Source organism: Burkholderia sp. MSHR3999, from assembly GCF_000833595.1.
Lineage (GTDB): Bacteria > Pseudomonadota > Gammaproteobacteria > Burkholderiales > Burkholderiaceae > Burkholderia > Burkholderia ubonensis.
Map to the genome: position 1 here is coordinate 2,209,797 of NZ_JRFO01000001.1, position 18,544 is coordinate 2,228,340.

General features: G+C 56.3%; 19 protein-coding genes and 1 tRNA gene. 9 read left to right on the plus strand and 11 right to left on the minus strand.

The annotated features are described in order from the left end of the window. The first annotated feature begins 45 nt into the window (after positions 1-45). From KY49_RS10205 to KY49_RS10230, 8 genes are all read left to right on the plus strand, one after another. Positions 46-948 carry a LysR family transcriptional regulator gene (locus tag KY49_RS10205; protein ID WP_042584406.1) on the plus strand — a complete coding sequence of 301 codons (903 nt, stop codon included), beginning with the start codon at positions 46-48 and terminating at the stop codon, positions 946-948. Positions 949-1,093: 145 nt separating this feature from the next. Further along, positions 1,094-1,168, plus strand: a tRNA-Val gene (locus tag KY49_RS10210). Between the two features lie 164 nt (positions 1,169-1,332). Further along, entirely contained in the window at positions 1,333-2,352 is a 1,020-nt protein-coding gene (locus KY49_RS35335; protein WP_082062315.1) for a site-specific integrase, read from the plus strand. Between the two features lie 165 nt (positions 2,353-2,517). Then, positions 2,518-2,739 (plus strand): hypothetical protein, encoded by a 222-nt coding sequence (locus KY49_RS10215; RefSeq protein WP_052495631.1) that lies wholly within the window; start codon positions 2,518-2,520, stop codon positions 2,737-2,739. Continuing rightward, the gene (locus KY49_RS10220; RefSeq protein WP_042584408.1) at positions 2,736-2,969 is read left to right on the plus strand and encodes a hypothetical protein; all 234 of its coding nucleotides are present in this window, start codon (positions 2,736-2,738) and stop codon (positions 2,967-2,969) included. Before KY49_RS10215 ends, KY49_RS10220 begins: the two co-directional genes overlap by 4 nt. A 3-nt stretch (positions 2,970-2,972) precedes the next feature. Next, positions 2,973-4,472 carry a hypothetical protein gene (locus KY49_RS37040; RefSeq protein ID WP_156162463.1) on the plus strand — a complete coding sequence of 500 codons (1,500 nt, stop codon included), beginning with the start codon at positions 2,973-2,975 and terminating at the stop codon, positions 4,470-4,472. Between the two features lie 10 nt (positions 4,473-4,482). After that, positions 4,483-4,800, plus strand: a complete 318-nt coding sequence (locus KY49_RS10225; protein ID WP_042584657.1) for a hypothetical protein — start codon at positions 4,483-4,485, stop codon at positions 4,798-4,800. Further along, positions 4,797-7,088, plus strand: a complete 2,292-nt coding sequence (locus KY49_RS10230) for a DotA/TraY family protein (protein ID WP_231636365.1) — start codon at positions 4,797-4,799, stop codon at positions 7,086-7,088. The genes KY49_RS10225 and KY49_RS10230 overlap by 4 nt, the downstream gene beginning before the upstream one ends. Positions 7,089-7,123: 35 nt before the next feature. Here the strand turns inward: KY49_RS10230 and KY49_RS10235 are convergent, their stop codons facing one another. The 8 genes from KY49_RS10235 to KY49_RS10260 form a co-directional block, all read right to left on the minus strand. Then, positions 7,124-7,387 (minus strand): hypothetical protein, encoded by a 264-nt coding sequence (locus tag KY49_RS10235; protein ID WP_042584409.1) that lies wholly within the window; start codon positions 7,385-7,387, stop codon positions 7,124-7,126. Continuing rightward, on the minus strand, positions 7,384-7,623 hold the full coding sequence (locus KY49_RS35340) for a hypothetical protein (RefSeq protein WP_082062316.1): 240 nt from the start codon (positions 7,621-7,623) through the stop codon (positions 7,384-7,386). Before KY49_RS35340 ends, KY49_RS10235 begins: the two co-directional genes overlap by 4 nt. A gap of 551 nt (positions 7,624-8,174) precedes the next feature. Next, positions 8,175-9,950, minus strand: a complete 1,776-nt coding sequence (locus KY49_RS10240) for an ATP-binding protein (RefSeq protein WP_042584410.1) — start codon at positions 9,948-9,950, stop codon at positions 8,175-8,177. Beyond that, on the minus strand, positions 9,947-11,095 hold the full coding sequence (locus tag KY49_RS10245) for an SIR2 family protein (protein ID WP_042584411.1): 1,149 nt from the start codon (positions 11,093-11,095) through the stop codon (positions 9,947-9,949). The genes KY49_RS10240 and KY49_RS10245 overlap by 4 nt, the downstream gene beginning before the upstream one ends. A gap of 79 nt (positions 11,096-11,174) precedes the next feature. Next, positions 11,175-12,659, minus strand: a complete 1,485-nt coding sequence (locus KY49_RS10250) for a hypothetical protein (RefSeq protein WP_042584412.1) — start codon at positions 12,657-12,659, stop codon at positions 11,175-11,177. Between the two features lie 360 nt (positions 12,660-13,019). Continuing rightward, positions 13,020-13,733, minus strand: coding sequence for a site-specific integrase (locus KY49_RS35345; RefSeq protein WP_197083558.1), 714 nt, complete (start codon positions 13,731-13,733; stop codon positions 13,020-13,022). Between the two features lie 1,058 nt (positions 13,734-14,791). Further along, positions 14,792-15,739 carry a plasmid-related transcriptional repressor protein gene (locus KY49_RS10255; RefSeq protein ID WP_231636366.1) on the minus strand — a complete coding sequence of 316 codons (948 nt, stop codon included), beginning with the start codon at positions 15,737-15,739 and terminating at the stop codon, positions 14,792-14,794. Further along, on the minus strand, positions 15,727-16,038 hold the full coding sequence (locus tag KY49_RS10260) for a helix-turn-helix transcriptional regulator (RefSeq protein WP_042584413.1): 312 nt from the start codon (positions 16,036-16,038) through the stop codon (positions 15,727-15,729). Before KY49_RS10260 ends, KY49_RS10255 begins: the two co-directional genes overlap by 13 nt. Before the next feature lie 89 nt (positions 16,039-16,127). On the opposite strand from KY49_RS10260, the gene KY49_RS10265 reads away from it, so the two are divergent. Beyond that, entirely contained in the window at positions 16,128-17,003 is an 876-nt protein-coding gene (locus tag KY49_RS10265) for a hypothetical protein (protein WP_042584414.1), read from the plus strand. A 320-nt stretch (positions 17,004-17,323) separates the two neighbouring features. Here the strand turns inward: KY49_RS10265 and KY49_RS37045 are convergent, their stop codons facing one another. The 3 genes from KY49_RS37045 to relB form a co-directional block, all read right to left on the minus strand. Further along, positions 17,324-17,626, minus strand: coding sequence for a surface-adhesin E family protein (locus tag KY49_RS37045; RefSeq protein ID WP_197083559.1), 303 nt, complete (start codon positions 17,624-17,626; stop codon positions 17,324-17,326). A gap of 115 nt (positions 17,627-17,741) precedes the next feature. Then, a complete protein-coding gene (locus KY49_RS10270; protein WP_042584415.1) occupies positions 17,742-17,984 on the minus strand; it encodes a type II toxin-antitoxin system RelE/ParE family toxin in 243 nt (80 codons plus the stop codon). Positions 17,985-17,994: 10 nt separating this feature from the next. Then, positions 17,995-18,453: a type II toxin-antitoxin system RelB family antitoxin gene (gene relB / locus KY49_RS10275; protein ID WP_042584416.1), complete on the minus strand. Its 459-nt coding sequence runs from the start codon at positions 18,451-18,453 to the stop codon at positions 17,995-17,997. Positions 18,454-18,544: the final 91 nt, after the last annotated feature.

Below are 18,544 nucleotides of genomic sequence, written 5' to 3' on the forward strand. Positions count from 1 at the left end.
ACGATAGACGGCGCTTATCGATGCCGAAGCCAGGGGAAAGAGGCGATGGAACTGAAGCAGCTTCGATATTTCGTCGCGGTGGCCGATGAGCTGCATTTCGGGCGCGCCGCCAAGCGGCTGTTCATCTCGCAGCCGGCGCTGAGCTTCGACATCCGCAAGTTCGAGGACGCGCTCGGCGTGCAGCTGTTTGCGCGCACCAGCAAGTCGGTCGCGCTGACCAATGCCGGCGAGGTGCTGCTCGGCGAGGCGCGCCGGCTGCTGCTGCAGGCGGCCGAGGCCGAGCGCCTGACGGTCCGCTCGGCGTCGGGGTACGCGGGGCGGCTGCGGGTCGGCTTCGTCCATTCGATGCTGTATCGCGGGCTGCCCGACGCGGTGCGGCGCTTCGAGGCCGACCACCCGGGCGTCGAGATCGTGCTCTCGGAAATGAACACGCAGGCGCAGGTGCAGGCCATCCAGCGCGGCCAGATCGACCTCGGCTACGCGCACTGGGGCCACTTCCCGCCCGAGGTCGATTCGACGCCGATCCATGCGGAGCCGTTCGTCTGCTGCCTGCCGGCCGGACATCCGCTCGCGCGGCGCCGGCAGGTTGCGCTCGCCGCGCTCGCGAACGAGCCCTTCATCCTGTTTCCGCGCGACGCGGCCCCGCACTATCACGACCTGATCATCGCGCAATGCGTGAATGCGGGCTTCAGCCCGCTGATCCGTCACGAGGCGCGGCTGTGGCAGACCATCCTGTCGATGATCGAGTTCGGGATGGGCGTCGCGCTCGTGCCGCGCGTGCTGCAGCAGGTGAAGAGCGACCGGCTCGCGTTCCGGCCGCTGAAGGATGCGCCGCTCGAATCGCGCACGCTCGAGCTGAAGCGCAGCGGGAGCGCCGAACCGGTCGCGCTGCGCTTTGCCGACTATCTGCGCGCGTCGATCGAAGCGCTGCCGGCGCTCGCGGGATGAGCCGCGCCGGTGTCGCGACGGCGTGCCGGCTGGCGTTCGTCACGAACTTCGAGGCCGTCCACGACACGAATGTGCGTGCCCGTAAAAAAATTTGCAGAAAGTGCTTTACGAACCCGAAAAAGCCTGACATAATTTCATCTTCTTTGGGCGGTTAGCTCAGCGGTAGAGCACTGCCTTCACACGGCAGGGGTCACTGGTTCGATCCCAGTACCGCCCACCAAGGATTCATCGGTGTGTGAAGCCCGAAGAACAAAGGCCCTCAGGCGTAAGCCGAGGGCCTTTTTCTTTGCGGCCGAACTTGGCGAATTTAGCCTTTTGGCGCAGAAGTGGCGCACTCAGACAATAAGCCCAGACGCAACAAGAACCACATAGTCTGGAGCATCGATGGCATCGATCTGGAAGCGCGGGAACTACTGGCGGGCGGCAGTTCGTCGTCAAGGCTATCCCGAACAAACTCGTACGTTCGACACCAAGGGCGACGCTGAAGCATGGGCTCGCCGACTGGAGTCGGAAATGGACCGGGGCCTCTTCGTAGACCGGACAGAGGCTGAACGCAACACCCTGGGCGATCTGCTCAACCGGTATGCAGCCGAGGTATCACCGCAGAAGAAAGGCGGTGCCGTCGAAATATTGCGAATCAGAAAGCTCCGGAAAGACGCGCTCGCTCAATACAAGATCACTGCCCTCAGTAGCAAAGTCCTCGCCGACTATCGCGATCGCCGCTTGACTGAAGTATCGCCATCAAGTGTGAATCGCGACCTCAATTTGATCAGTCACGTGCTGAACGTGGCGAGATGCGAATGGTCTGTCCACTTCGAAACCAACCCCGTATCTGTCATTCGTCGCCCACGCGAAAATCGCGCACGGAGCCGACGACTGTCGCCGGGCGAAGAACGCCGATTGCTTGACGAGCTTCTGCCTAGTCCACGGGACAACGAAGGCCGATTTGAGCCAGGGGGCTGCCGAAACCGCTGGGTACACCCGGTAGTCGCCATAGCACTCGAAACCGCGATGCGGCGCAGTGAAATCCTTTCTCTGCGGTGGTCAGATGTCTTTCTCGACGCCAGCTACGTCAGGCTGCACGACACGAAAAATGGAGAGGCACGTGACGTACCGCTATCCAGCCGTGCCGTCGCCATATTGTCCGCGCTGCCCCGCGACATAAGCGGACGCGTATTTCCGATCTCGCCCGAAGCGCTAAAGAAAGCATTCACACGCGCGTGTGCGCGTGCCGGAATCGAGAACCTCCATTTTCACGACCTCCGGCACGAAGCGACGAGTCGGATCAGCGAACGCCTCGATAACGTTTTGGAACTATCGGCGGTGACTGGCCATAAGACGGTCCAAATGCTGAAGCGCTACTACCACCCGAGGGCAACAGACCTTGCGAGAAAGCTCGGGTGACCGCGAGGGACACCCCAATCCGATACGCGACGAATAAGCAAACGCCGGCTTCGCACCCGGCACTTGGCCTCATCCGAATCAAGCACAAACTCTAAAGCGGCGCAGCCGGCCGGCAGCCACCGACCGGCTACGCCTGACCAAAACCGATCTGAAAGGAGATCGATCATGGCTACCGCCATTGTCGCCGCTCGTCGGCACCCCCTGCAAACGCTCTCAGCGGACAGTGACCTCGCGCTGGTGCTTGAGCTTGAAGACCCGATGCTAATGAGCGAGCAACGGCTCGAGGACCTGCTACAGGCGTGCAGACCCGGCGATAGCGTCGAGCCCGAACTGTGGGGCTACCTCCAGGGGCTGCTAGATCAGCGACGCTACGGGAGGCGCGCATGAAAGCCGCCATTGCGTTCGCTGCGCTGCTCGCTGCGCCATCTCTGACAGTGGCCCAGACGTCGCCGTCCGACCCGCTCGCCGTCGAGCCGCCTGGTACGCCTCCGGACATCGTGGCTGCCTGGGAGCAGTACTACAACGAGCAGACCATGGAGGTGCAGGTCGTCAACGGCATCTGCGTGGAAACTCCCATGACACGGCGACAGTGGCTGACGCTGCATCGCGCGAGGTAATCAATGAGCCCCAACCACTTGCTGGATACAACCGCGCGGCCGGCACACGGCACGCACCAAACGGGCTGCGCACGAAGGAAAGGCCGGCTCACCAGAATACTGATTGGCTCTCGTGATCGGCAACGGGGCTATTACGACCTGTTGTCGCTCGGCATTGGAGCGAGCATAGCAATCGCGTTCGCGACCGTTGGCCTGTGGCAGAAGCGCGAAGAGATGCTGTCACAGCAAATGGCCGCGCAGGGCGATGTACTCGCCGAAATCGGCAACAGCATTAACGGCAAATACCTGTCCATCTACTACTCGAATCTGGTCAATGGCACAGCCATTCCCGGCGTTGCGAACGAATACGCACCAACGATGGCTGAGCTTGAAGCAATCAATGTCATCCCCGCCGGCTATTCAACGACGAGCGTGTATGGGGCACCGTACGTCATATCCCTTGCGAAAACTCCCGCCGGGTGCGTCGCCCCCCGTTGTGACATCGCCGGCATGGTGTATATCGATGGTGCCCTTACTGATCCCTCGACCGGCCGCCCATTGACTCTCGATGATGGGGCGGCCGCGATCGGTGGTGACGGCGGCTATTCCGATATCGTGACGCCCGCCATCATTGCGGGCCCAGATGGCGCCTGGTCACTGCCAAATCCGAAAGGCAACGTCGCAGGTGTACTTGCGATGCGTGTCGGTTACGGGTCGAGCGGATGGTCCGCGTTTGTTCGTCGCGATGGTTCGCTTCCGATGGAAGGCGACCTGAACTTCAAAGGCACGACCGGAACGCTGCACAACATCACCAACGGGAACTCGATTACGTCCCAGAGCCTGCAGACTCTCGCGGACGGTGCGTTCGGCGCGCCGTCCGTGTCTTTGGCCAATGGCAAAGTAATCGCCTTCAACCAAGTTCCGGAGGGCGGAGTGCTCGGCCTCGTAGGTGCCAATGGCCAAGCCGTTTATTTGCAGAGTTCAAACGGCAGATTCCGTCTAGTAAACGGCTCCTGGAACGGAGAGCTGTTTTCCGTTGATCAGGCAGGCAACGTGACTGCCAACGGAAACGTACAGATCAACGGCAACACTACGATGGGTGCCAACACCCAAATCTACAACCCCGGCACTCAGTACATTGAGACAGGCGGCGGCAACCTGTACCTGAAGCCATGGAACGGCTCGGGAGCAACAATTGTCGGCGGCGGTGGCGGAAGCGGCCAACTGATCACGACGGGGCGGTTTACCTCGAACGAATATATCCAGCCCAACGGATGGGCGGCACCAGGCGGAGCCTGCTCTCCCAACGGGTTGATAGCCAATTCTGGAACTGGCCCATTGTTTTGCCAATCCGGTATCTGGATAACGGCGGGCGACGGCGTGGCCTGGAGATGCATTCAATACGATTCGTTCTGGGCCTCAGGAATCTTGCAAAACCACTACTTCAACGTCTTCAACTCCCCTTCCGATGTTTCGGGCGGCAGCGAGGGCAATGGGTGGGTCACTGTTTGCCGACAAAGCTAGAAGCGATGCCATGAAACTCAACCTCCGTCATTTCACACACGTGATCGCGGCCATTCCCGGTGCGATCCGCCGTCGCCGGGCACGGGGCCGCCTGACCCGCGAGCAATTCAAAGACGCGTGCCTGATCGTCCAGATCTGCGTACTCGTGCATTGCTTCGCGCTCGCCTCTTTATGGTGGGCGCGCAGCCACGACGGTGAGGCCGGAAGCTGGATGAACTGGGTCGGTGTCGCAATGGCCATCGCGTGGGTCGTCTGTTTCTGGGGGGTCCTCTTGAAACAGGCGCACATAGCGGCCGAGAACGCAGTCAAGCGAGAGATCCAACGATGAGCACCACATCGAAGAAAACGTTGACCGGTCGCCGCTTGGCTCGGACCGAAATGTGCTGCGACGCCGCCATTTCGCACAGCCGAAGCAAGCAAGCCGCCGTCGCACTGGCGATCTTGCTTGGCTCGGCAACGTCGTTTGCACAGTCGCCCGTGTCCATGGGGGACATTCAAAACGCAGCGAACCGCGGCGGCGACAAGTCCATGTCGTTGCTGGAACTCGTCTACGGGTCCGTGGTACACAACCCGCTCGCAGCCGGCGGTGGATCGGGCGGCATGATCGCGCAACTGTTCCTGGTAGTGAACGCGTGCATGCTCGCTGTCGGTGCGATATGGGCCATGTATCACTTTGGCTCCGCAATGATCGCAACCGGGCAGGATGGCGAGTTCATGGGACAAAAAAAGTCCTCGCCGTGGTTCATCATACGCATGAGTGTCGGCTTCGCCGGCCTCGTTCCTGTCTTCGGCGGTTACTGTGGCGCGCAGATGGCGATGCTCTGGGGAACGATGCTCGGCGTGGGAATTGCGAACCTATCGCTCGACGCTGCTGTGTCCGTGCTCAACAGCGGCGGATCGATGATCGCAACGCCAGCCTCGCCGCAGGCGACCACACTCGCGAAGGCTCTCTTTGAAGCGAACCTCTGCGCGCAAGCAGCTAACACGGCGATAGCCAACATGCCGAATGAAAGCGGCGTGTCTGTCGATGCAGGCGAAAATTTCAACGCGATCACGACGAGCAACAAGGTCGTGCTCATGAACCAGCGAGGACTTTCGTGCGGCGGAGCGGAGATCAACATTACGCAACCGCCGACACTACCGTCGTATGACGGTATGGCCGTCTATTCGCTCGACCCCGGATCGATCTACTCGCAGATGCTTGGCGCGCACCACAACGCGCTGACCGCGCTTCAGTCCACGTTGTCGTCCGCTGCGCAGGCTTACGTGTCTTCCGTGAATGGGCAGGCTCAGCCGGCAGATCCTCAGAACACGATCAATCGGGCCGCGCTCCAGTACGAGAAGACCGTTTCAGATGCGATCTCGAATTCCTCGAACGCGATCAACGGATTGGCAAGCGTAATACAGTCGAACCTGCAACGCGACGGCTGGATCATGATCGGGGCGTGGTATCAAACTTTTGCTCAGGCGAACTCGCAGGTAACGAGCCTCGCCAACGCGACGGCCGCCGCGGTACCAGGTACCGATCCCGACTACATGCCCTACCCGCAGCTATACCGAAGAGTAAGTGCGGCGTATTTGCAGCAAAACCAGCAGGACGCGTCTGTGTCCACTGCACAAAATGCCAACGGTATGTTCGGAAGCGGCGTTAGCGGCCTGACGGATGCGAAGAGCATTCTTGGGAAGATCTTCAACGGCCAAGGCATAGTGAAATGGGCGGTCAACCTCAACTCCGGCCAAGGCCCTGGAGGCACGACTAATCCACTGATCGGCATGAAGAATCTGGGCGACTATATCCTTGACGCCGGTTGGGTCGGTCTCGCCGGGTATGCAGCGTTGGAAGGGATGGCTGAGGCGAAGGAGACCACTGCAGGCAAGATCGCGTCGGCCGCTGCTGATGTCGCCACCTTGGGCATGTCCGATGTCATTGCAGGTGCAGCGAAAGGGATTCTAAAAGCGCTCGCGCCGTTCGTAGTTATCACGATCATCTCGCTATTCTTCTTCGGCGCGATGCTGTCGATCTACATCCCGATGCTTCCGTTCATCATTTGGTTCAGCGGCGTCGTGTCCTGGTACGCCGTCGTCGGGGAGTCGATGGTCGCTTCGCCGTTATGGGCGATGACACACCTTGATGGCGAAGGTGAAGGGTTGGGACAACGACCTACACATGGCTACATCTTCCTGCTGAACGTCATGTTCCGACCGGTCTTCATGGAAATCGGCTTCGTCCTAGCTGGAGCGGGCATTGTGGTGCTCGGGACGCTGCTCAACTCGATGTTCGGCGTTGCCATGCAAAACGCCCAATACGACTCCACGACAGGCCTCGTGAGCATCATTGGCTACATCGTTCTCTACGTCGGTATGTGCCAAACGCTATGCAACAGCACGTTCAGCTTGATACACATCGTGCCTGACCAGGTGTTCTCATGGGTGGGCGGTCAGATGGCGTCGCGCATGCCGGAATTAGAGGATCGTGTGAATCGCCTGTTCGGCGCGGGTATCGGGCATGGCGGCAACACCGGTCGGAGTCAAGTTCCTTCTGTACTCGGGCGCGGGGATGGAGACCCGCCGAGGTCTATCGGTCCATCAGGGGACGTAGGCCGAGACTTAGGCTGATTGAGAGCTGGTTTGAAAGCGCCTTTTCGTATGCGCTACGCGGCGCGACGATTGCCACAGATCACAGCATCGAACTGCTCATCAAACAGCCGTTGTCGGTTATGTTGAGCCGTCAAAAAATGGGAGGGGTCAGCCTTGGCTAGTTCACGAATTGCGATTTCCTTGAGCACTTTGTGACCGGCAAGGTTGGCCTGGGCAACCAAAAGTTGCTGCTCAAGTTTTTTCGCATACGCCTTCCAGTCTGCCGCATTCCGCTCGGCAGCGAACGCTCTGCCAAGCGCGGCCCCGTTGTCGCTCATTCTCCCCTCTCCTTTGGGTTTGCTTCACGCTTCAATATATCGGTAACGCATCGCCCCTCGCAAGAGCCGTTTTTGCGCGATGCGTCTGCACCCACAATACGACCTGCGTCTCGATCGACATATGCGGGCTGGATACCTTTCATTTCCAGTTCGCGTACAGCCTTGGCGATAGCAGCGTTCGCGCGCGCCAGAAACTCGGGGCTTGTCATGAAACGACCTAGTTTGTCGGCAGGCATTGCGTACTCTCCTTTGCTATAAGCATACGCCGACTCCTAGGCCCTTGAAGCGACGTTTTCACCGCCAGTATCGCGCGGGGCGCGACCAAATAACCTCACCGCACCCTGAACGAAATTTGCCACGGCGTCGGCATCGCTTGGAATTACACCCCGCCTCGGGTGACTGTAGCCGAGCGGGATATGGAAGACCTGCGGGCATGGCACCAGTTGCTTAGCGTCGAATCCTGGCGCTGCTATGGGGCCAAGATGGATATCGACTAGTGCCTGCAACGTGTGCGGACACGTTGAGGTCACGGCTCGCCGGCGGCACGCGCGACCAAATAACCCCCCCATGCGGCCGCCGCTGCTGCGCTCAACACGGAGGGATTCTTGCGATGCACCACCGTGGTCCGAATCATCATTACGCACAACGTCATCTTTATGACGATAAAGCCACGAAATCTGACATAAGCGCTATTATGTCCGATTGTTTACGCGTGAAACAACGATCACCGTCGCCAGCGCTCTGCAAGCGTAGTAGATTCGCGAGCGCCGTCTTGCGGAGCAACGGCTCATTCCGGCGGCGTTGCCCAAAGCTCTTCCAAGTTGACATCATCACTGCTTGGCCGATGCTCCTTGAGCAGAGGGTCAATCTTCAGGATCATAGGCAAATCAAACGCCGTCCCAGTAACGACGCAGCAGCCTTTCGCAAGTGTCGGTATCAAGGCTTTCGAAGACGAGTCAAGGGTGCTGATGGTGTTATCCAACAGCATGAGATCCCGCTCATTCACCAAGCGATGAATGAAGAAATTGTGTATCTGAGAAACAATGGTCGGAGAGATGTCGGCTGGTCGCTGACTGGATAAGGTGAGATAGACTCCATACTTTCGGCCTTCCTTGATAATTTCCTCAAAAAGCTCCAGCCGGTAGTCCTTCCATATTTCGTGCTCGCGCGTAGATTGCTCGGATAGGATATTATGTGCCTCATCAATTATGAGGTGAAGAGTACGGGTAGGCGGACTCTTCAAATTCTCTGAATCCTTGTGATTAATGTAAAAATTCTTTGCTATCAGGAGCGGCAGAATTTTCTTGATTTCGTTCTTGCATTTTTTGAGCGATATGACATGCAATAGATGTGGAGGCTGCGGAAAATCTACAATTTCAATAACATTGCGAAGAGCCGAGATCGAGGACCTTGCTCGCGATAGTACCGGCTGAATATGTTCATATTGAGCATAACCCAGAACAACATCGGAACACAGTTGGAGATAGCACCTCAGGATGAGTTCAGTGAACTGATCCATGCCATCGACGTCAATATGCTCATCCAGCAATGGCTTCAAGTGCGCCTTGAAGCCGCTATTATCAGAATTGTAGTAATTGTTATCCGCATCCCTGAAATATTTATTTTTAGCGTTATATGTAATTCCTTTTAAGTGGCCCTGCAATGGCTCGCAGTCAAGGATTCTAGCGATTTCTCGACTTAGCTCTAGGGCGTCAGGCTTTGGCTCGCTTGCGCTAAAAGCTTTCTCAAAAGTTTTCTCAATGTACCGCTCAAGCGGAACATCCTTGAACCTATCCTTACCACTGAGGACCCTCCTCAAGAAGGGTTGCTGTGTGTTCGTAGTTGCCTGGAATAATAAACTCAGGGTTTCCACATCCCAAAAGTGCGAGGCTTCAATTTTGAACTTGTGCCCTCCTTTTTTGGAATCGAGAACTGTAATTTTCTTCTGTTTAGCCGGAAGAATCTGCCCCTCAGTATATTCACCATTAAAATCAATGATCACGAATTGACTCTTCAATTTGAGCGCATTTATTTTTTCGTTGAAGAGGGTCGTGTAGAGCTTTGCGAGGGTATTGGACTTACCACTACCCGTGTTGCCAAAAATCCCAAGGTGGTTGTTGAAAATGCGTGTCCACGGCAGGTTGATGGGAACATTCTCCTTAAGCATGGTTCCGATCGAAAACTTAGTCTTATTCTCCGTGCCATAAATTCTGCCAATCATAGGCTCACTGAGAAGGGATGCCTTGTCCCTGATCATGGGCATGTACTTCACACCCTCATAGAACCTCTCGTCTACAATGTAGCCGATGGGGCGCACGTCTACCTTGCGAATGTAGAGCGTCTTTTCGGCGTCGGTATCTATTTTTCGCTCATCAAGGTATTCGCCTTCTACTAAGCAGACGATATCAATGAACCCACGCTGAATCGAAACGTGCTCTCTTAGCGAAACGCCTCGGTACTTGACCCCATCATAAAAAATGGTTTCCTGACTGGAGTCTTCAAAGATTCGCAGTGATATGCGTATTCCCGATACAGCGATGACTTCGCCAACGACGATGCTCACAAGTCGCCTCCATCGTCTCCATCAGGAGCTACATATACTTCAGGTTTGAGAGAAAAGACATACTTATTGAAGTTTGTAAAATCCAGCCTTTCGCCATCCGGCGGCCCAATGACGGTGACGTTCTTCCAAAGCTTAAATTCCTCCCGCATGCTTTCAGCACCACTTTGACTAAAACAGCAGATAAAGGTCTGAAGCTGAGGATTGGACAGCGAACGTTGCACAAGCTTGCGAATGTGCTCATCGGCAAAAGAAAAACCAAATGTGATAAGAATCGAGTTTGGCTTTTCAAGCTCATAGCTCAGAAATCTGAGCATCTGATAGTAGTGCTCTTCAAAGACTGTCTCGTGAAACTTCCATTTTGTGGGGTTCACGATAGGAAGCTTATTGTACTCCGTCCAAAATCTATCCATCTGTTGACGGGTAAAGGTCACTGCTGGAATGTTGACTGTCGTGCCGCCTTTATTCTCGAGAAGATAGGTAGAGAACTTCTTTATCTTACCAATGGTTCGAGGACTTAACAGATTTTTAAAATCGTTGCCATATTTTACCTCAATCTTGTCACCACTCTTCGCCCAGAATACAGACCCATGAAGATGGATAATGTTGAGCTGCGGGATGCCATAATTGCTTCGCTCAAAGACACCTGTCTGGCATTGAAACGTGTTAAAATTTTTAGCATGCAAGTATTTTTTGTGAAAGCCCGCCGTTCCATCATTAACCACAAAATCATGAGATCCCTTCATGAGGATGTTATCGGCACTGTGGGCTAAACAGCCGTCATAGTTTGTTGTAAAGATATTAATCTTTCGATTCAAATCTTTTCTTCTGTCGAGCAATCCAAGAAGCGTCTTAAGGAATATTTCATAATTCTTGAGATTGATCAATCCTTTTTCCGACTTCACTTCAGTCGGGGAAAAAGTCTGCACCGGAAAAATGCATGTATTGTAGTAATGCATAAACAAGGCAGTTCGCTTTTCCGGCCAAGTCTCGAATTTTGTCGCCAGCGTCTCGACCGTCTCCCATTCACCTTTAGTATTTTTTATCGCGAGAGCCAACGTTGGAAACAAGTCTGCAGAAGCACCTGAGCCAACGAGGATGTTAATATTTTTATTGTAAGCGTCTAGCGGCTCAATTGATTCAAACATTGCTGCTCCCGTAATTTTATTAGTCAGCTTCGTTGATTATATCCAATATTCGAAGAGACTCCCTTTGCGCAACGCGTCCTCAGTGATCGTCAGCCTTTGACGCTGAAGCCTTCGGGCTGGCATCGATCAGTATGATTTCCCTGCAGTCGGTCAGCTTCAACCGCTTGATGATGTTATTGACTCGCTGCAATTCGGAGTCATTGAAGTACATGATAACTTTGATTGACGTCTTCGCGTCGCTGGCTTTTTCATAAATTGCGACTTGATGTTGTAGATTTTTTTCCAAAGCCGTGTTCTTGGCGAGCTTAAACTCGACTAGGTTTGAGTTTCTCTTGCCCTTGGATACCTTAAAGTCCACCGGGCCACGTCCGTTGTTGACTTCGGCGTTCAGGTCGAGGTTGGCGGAGTTGTCGAACCATGTGAGCCGGAACATCACGTGCAGATCAATCTCGCGTTGAATCGGCTGCCCGTTCACGTAGAACAGTCGATGCCCGCCTTGGTCTTCGATGACGTGTTTCAAGTACAAGACTCGCTTCATGCTCTGCTCGTACGACGAGTCGTACGTGTAGAACTCTGTGCCCGCTAGATGTTCGCTGACCAAAGCCTTGATGTTTTCGACGAATTGCTGTTGCGTCTCATACACCTTAGCATTAGCCGATCGATGGGCCTCAGAGCCGTGCTCTTCCTTCCAAAGGATGTAATAGTCAAGCAGTTCATGGAACTGCTCAATGGTTTTCATGGCCGCTGCCCGCTTTTCCTTTGCCTTCGTCCGCCGGTCGATCTGCTTGTAAAAGTGATCGTTTACCTGCGCCCGCAAATCTTCGTCAGGAAGTGAGACACAGATGTCGTAGAAGCGATCGAGCATGTCGGTTTGATTGATCCAGGCCTCATCGCGCGTCAGGATTTCCTTCGGCGTCAGAATGACGTAGTCCCCGTTGGCGACAGGCAACTCGAAGTAATCGGCCTGCCATCGCTTGGTGTCGTAGTCGAACCGGACGCGCTCGACGCGGAAACGTGCTCGCTGGTCCGGCTGAACGTGTGCGAGAGCGAAGGTCTGCGTGTACTCCAATAAGTAGCTCTTGATTAGGTTTGTAGTGAAGTCGCTGAGGTGATCACGACCTACGCCGCCGCTGAGTAAGCCTAGCTTTTCCAAGTGGCTGCTGTGCGAGATCGTCTCCTTGCCGAAGTCCTTGAAAGCGGTAGTGAGGTTACGGGCGAGGGCGCGCGCGAAGTCGGGTCCAAGTCCGGTGCCGACGTTGCCTGTTTTGCTGAATCCAAGCCAGTTCTGCTTAATCTCTTTGAACACCAGCCACTGCGAAATAGAACCTGGCGTCAACTCGCCCGCGACCGCCCGATCTCGGAGAAAGCAAAGATACGTGATGATTTGGTCGTGCAGTTCTCGGTAGACGGGGTTTTTGCTATCGTAAAGCAGGAAGGGATCAACAAATAGTGGCAGGTCGTTAACCAACGCAACGTTGAACGCACCGTATTCTTCGAAGATTTCCGGCCGCACGCTGAAGACATCCGAGAAGTAGATCTTCGGAATTCCATTTCCTCCGCCCATATGAGCGCCCCTGAGGTTGTAACAATTACCTTATAACATACCCCGAACAGTAGCTTCCTCGGTGGGAACACGCCGATGCGACTACGCTCGTCGACAGAACGGGGCCGGGGCTGGCCTTGGCCATAGTTCGGCCCTGCAGCTGATTACGACCTTCTGCGTTGGAGCAACCGGCCAGCCACCGCAATTTATTGGCTTGATTACTTAATTACTTCACGGCAACTCGTCGTACCCGGTAATGCATCGAAACGACGCACCTTCGACGTAAGTGTCGCGGCCATGTGGCCATTAGCATCTCCTGCGCGACAGAAACGACGCACTTTCGACGCAGAAACGACGCATTGGCGATAGCCCAAGCGCCGGTCATCCAAGTTTGGGACCGCGCCGCTTTGCACTCGCGATTTTGAATCGAGCCAAACGGTCAACCTTCGGCGAATGCTTGACTGGCCGTGCCGTATGTACGAACAGCGTCGTGACACGTTCGCCCCGACCTTTTCGGCCGTGAACGGCATGGCCGTACCTCCCAATGCTGTAATCGCTCAAATGTCCCATAACCTTCGCTGCGTGTTCTAACGATACGTTGGGATCAGCTTTCATGTCGGACGCCACCTGGTGGCGGAAGCAATTCGGGCTGACGCGCGTCCGCAATTTTGGGAACCTGCTTTTCCCGAGTTGCACGACGCTGTTGTACAAATAATCCTTGTCGTGCGTGATCGTGAGTTGGGCCGTTCCTTCGGCGGCATCTCGACCAACTAGGGCATGCAGGAATTTCAATGCCGGGTTGGCATTCGCATCTATCGCAAAACCTACTGATCGCGTGGGCTGCCCGCGCTCGCGTCCACCAGCATCGACGCATTTGGCGCCATTGATTACGATCGCGAGCTGGTCTCCGCGTACGATGACACGCGCGCCGGTTGCGAGTTCTGCTGAGCGGCATCCTGTGAGCCAGAGCACAGCAAGAGCGGGGAGCAGTTGCGGCCTAGAATGCCGCCATTGCGGTTGGGATGCCTGCTCCCATAAGGCTTCGCGCCAATCAGCTGGAAGCAACTTGAGGGTAGGTTTCTTAGCTTTTCCCATTGTTCACGTCCGTCGTTAAGTTTCCGTCGCCATATGATTTCCCTCTTAGCCGAGTCCCGTAGAGGAAGATTTCTGAAGGGTTAGAAATCGGCTGAAACCACCCCCGAGTCGCTACGCGCCTCGACCCCTGAGGGGTTGGGGCTCGCGCTGTTTCAGCCACAACTCGCCATGTCTTCGCATGTCGTTGTTGTGGCTGAAACAGCGCGAGCCCCCTCTTGTCCGACATGCTGTCCGGACAAGAGACCGACACGATTTCGGCACGTTGGAAATCAGGATCTGCGTGTGTTCGGTTGAGGAGGATTCGCACGAATCGTGGCGTCCGCAGTTGGGTCCCGGCGGGGCCGTTTGCTGCCCGCAAACCGGCGTTGTGCCGCTTCTATCGTCGTTCCCGCGCCCGCCCGTGGACGGCTGCGCTGCCCACCCCGCGAGGGCGTGGACAGCGCCGGCTCGTTGGCCGGCGTTCCGCAGCCGCCCCCCGGCTCCCCGCGAACTCGCCCTTCGGGCCTGACGCGGCCCTGACGGGCCTTTGCCCCAAAGAGAGATAACCGCAAACGGAGGGAGAAGCCGCTCCAAGACGCGTTCGAGCCACAATCGCTCGCTTGTGCTGACACCCTCTTCCTGCAAAACCTTTCCCACGTTGGCAGGCCGACGGCTCTTCACCGCGCCATGTTGGGAAGCGGCGCAGCCGCCGAGCCGGTAGGGGCCGGTCCGGTAGGACTCGACCGCCCGTACGGCGGACGACCCCGTAGCCCGGCGAGCCAATGGCGCGGACCACCGACGTTTGCGGAACATTCCGGTTGGGTGGCCGACTACCCCATACAAGCGAACGGCACTGCCCTTCGCATCGAGGGCCCTCTCTTCTGAGCGTCGGACTTGTCCACAAAGGCGACTGGTAGAAATAAGGTAGGAGAAAGGTAGAAGGCGAAAAGGAGTCGAAAAAACTAATGCGGACAATGAGTTACAAAGGTAGTGCGCGACGTAACCCCGAGAAAGCGCGATGTAACCCCGACGAGCCGCGACGTAACCCCGACGACGGGGCGACGTAACCCCGATTACCCTCATAGTTTTGTCCACACCGTCTGCGGTCGCCCCTTCGTACTGGTCTCGATCCGACCGCCCACGATAATTTCTAGGCGCTCCAGTTCGCGCATGGCGCGATTGAGCGCGTCGACGAAATCGCGCATCCTCCCCGTGTATTCCAGCTTGCGCTTTAGCCACTCCAGAGGGTTCCTTTGCACCTGATCGTTAGACGTCGCGACGAGCCGTTGCAGCGCCTTCGCCATGTCCTGCCTCGGCCCAAACCGCAACCGCTTATTCCAATCGATCAGCGCGAATTCGCGATTCTCGAACATCAATCGCCAACGCGGATCGATTCGCAGCGTGTAGGATTCGGTCTCCTCGTCGTAGTCGAAGCCATCAATTAGGTGCAAAGCACGCTTCTTACCAATCTCGTATTTCGGTTGGCCGTTTTTTGTCACGTCGATCACCAGCATGGCGAACGTCAGCGCCTCAAATGTGCGAAGCAGCCACTTGTACTCGTAGTTCCCGACGTGTCGACCGATGGAGCGCAGGAACCGGGCGCGCTTGACAATCACGGGCGTACCTAGCGAGTGGTTGCTCGCCTCGTGGATTGCCTGCATCCAAACGTCAGCCTGTGCCTCGTCCAACTGTTCGCCCCAAAACTTGATGACGGCATCGGCGCGACTGACTAGCACTGCGTCCTTGAGTATCTTCTTGCGACCTCGTGCCACAGGCGCGAACAGGCTAGACCGAGCAATATGATTCGGCATCGCACGCATGAATTCGTCTATGCCTGGCAGGAAAAGCTGTGTCGGTGCTTCCTGCACACGTCGCGCCTCTGTACGTGCCAGCGCCTCCGCCTCACGTTGCCGAAGGAGATCGAGCGTGCCGATGGACGCGCCCGACTCACCGCGCGCCATACCGGTCGAGCCATCGGACATCACGTTAGCGGTCACAGGTGAGTCAACCGTAATCAAGGCGCGCATTCGATTGCTTTGCGACGACGCCCGCGGCGCGGGGTATCCATTCCCTGTTCGGTCAAGACAGCGTGATTAACCGTCAAACCGTTGAGCCACCCGCGTACATCTGCCGTGCGCCATCGCACATAGCGGTTCTGGCGCATGACGGGCGGAGGGAACTCGCCGCGCATGTCGCGCTGGTAGAAAGCGTTGGTGGTGATACCCAACAAGCTCGCGAATTCAGCGGGACTGATCAAGGCGCAGGCATCGAAATTGGCGAAGACAACTCGGAAGTCGACGTCTTTTTCTCGCTGCTGCAATCGCATCTTTCATCCTCTTCAGTTCAGTTGACCTGAGAGGAAATTTTCAGTAGCGTCGAAGCCTACGCATAAGGCTAAATTTATAAGGTTCGCTCATGGCCCAAGCACGAACGGATAGCACGCAAAAGGCGCTTGAAAAGCAAGCTCAATGCTCCGTGCTGACGAAGGTTCTGCTGACGAGTGGAAAACACTTGTCCGTGCTCGAGCAGGAGCTGGGATTGGTTTTCAGCGACACGGCTAACGGTGTCGTCCCGACTGGAGACAGGTTCAGGAAGCTACTCAATCCCAAGCGGAGTCCGATGCGGCGCACGAAGTTTGTCGATGTTGTCCGCCGAGCATATTCGAAAGGCTGGCTCACCGGGAGCGACGTTTTCGAACTTGGACTGGAGCAGGCCATCAGCAGCCCGTATGCTGCTGACGTCTTCGATGACCGAGACGCCGCGCACACCATTTTCAAGAAGGGAGTCGAGCGAATGTCGGCAGGACTGCTCCCTCTCAGTTCTGCCGGGAAACAAGGTGGCACACCTCGACGCCCTCGCGACCATGCGGAAGCACTTGAAGGGTACGAAGCTTGGGTGAGAGAAATTCGCAAACTCGGCTGCTGGGTTGCAAACACCGCCGACTGGATGGAGTGGTACGAATCGACGCATCATCCGTATCGGCCCTCCGGCACGTCGATATTCAGCGCCCGATCGATGGACCCGGCGCCACTCACCCCGAAGGTGGACGACGATTGCTGGCAGCCCCATCAGATTGACGCGGAGGAGGCGCTCCCCAAGTACCACCCATTGCTTGTCAAAGATCTCATCCTGATATGCGATGGCGGTTTGCCGTACGCCCGTCATCCAGAGCCGCTCGATCGGCGGGAACTGGTCAGGGCCGAACAACTCCGAGAACGCGAGGAGCGGGAGTGGCGGGAGTTTATCCACGCTATCGAGCATCGGCGGGGTCGAAGTCAGACCGCCGACTAGTCGGTCGACGGCGCAAAATGGGCGCACTGCCGATTCATCGACGTAGAAAGATGAAGATGACTGAGCAAGGAAAAAACCCTTTTAAAATCAGCACACTCGAAGTAAGATGACGGCGGTCAAGTAGACCGATCAGGGGCTTGTTTCTGATTCACACGGCAGGGGTCACTGGTTCGATCCCAGTACCGCCCACCAAAGAATTCGCCGGTTGTGGCGACGCGTCAAACGCTGGATCGAGCAGTTCTCTCCGGCGCCAGCGCAAAACCACTAGGCAAAGAAAAAGCCCTGTACTCGCAGGGCTTTTTTTTCGCTCATCGGCATCATTATTGCGACTTACATGCCGCCTGCTCAACGTAGTGGATAAGCGAATCCGGACCTATCTGCCCCGCCGGGGTCTGAACGCCGGGACTAAAGATCGCCTCACCTCTTAACAAAAATGTCTCGGCGAGAAACACGGCCGTGTCATTGGCGCAATCAATGTCAACGCGCACAACCTCACGATCATAATTTCCAATCGGCGCGCTTTGCGGTTGATCGTAGGTTACGCGATACCAGACAACCACATTCGAACCACGATACTTGGTGGTCGCGGTTTCATATTCCAGCAAACCGGACTGCGTGCGCACTATCGGCGTCCAATTTGACGCACTAGCAGCTGTCGCCAACAACGCTAGTCCCGCCCCCACAAGAAATATTGTAGTTCTCACTTTGCCCCCGCTGGGTTTCCCTTCAGTCTGGCCACTATTGCCGAGCGTGCTTCACGTTCAGAATCTCCACCACGTCCGCATCAATGCTGTACACGACAATGTAGTTGTGGTGCACCACCATTTCCCTCGTTCCGGATACGCGCCCCGCTCGGTACAACCTCGGGTGAACCTTCAACCCCTCCGCCTTTTCACGAATCGTATGCACCAGGGCTAATGCTGCATCCGGATCGTCCTCCACGATAAACTCCAGGATACCCAACAGGTCTTCCTCGGCCAACGGCCGCCACTTAAGTCTTAGCACGCTTCCCCTTTCTCATCGCTTCGACGCGGACCAGAGCCTTTTTCATCACGTCCTCATGCTCGATGCTCGGGCGCGGGTCGTCGATCGACGCCTGCACCTGCTCGCGCAACCATTTGTCATAGGCCGCCGCATTCGCGTGCGTCTGCTTCATCGCAGCTGCACGATCCGGACGGCTTGAACGCTCGATCTCGACCTCATCCGGTCGCCATGCTTCGAGCGAGAAACGCCCCGACTGCAACCCAAGCTCGCGAATTACCTCAAGCGCCTTGACCGGGTTCCGAAACGCACGCGGCCGACGATTGTTCGACGTGACCAGCACGGCCGTTCCAGCCGTCCGTGTCTCCAGCTCGACGTAAAATGAACCGCCCTCAGCTTTGAGAACAGCCGACAGGACACCGCCCGCATGTGCGGCGGCAGCAGCCTGAGACACATCTAACGTTTTCATGGCACAACCTTTAGTAGATAACGGCACGATCTATAATACATCGTGCCACACTCAATAGCATTCCGCCCCCTTTATTTGACGTAAAACCCCA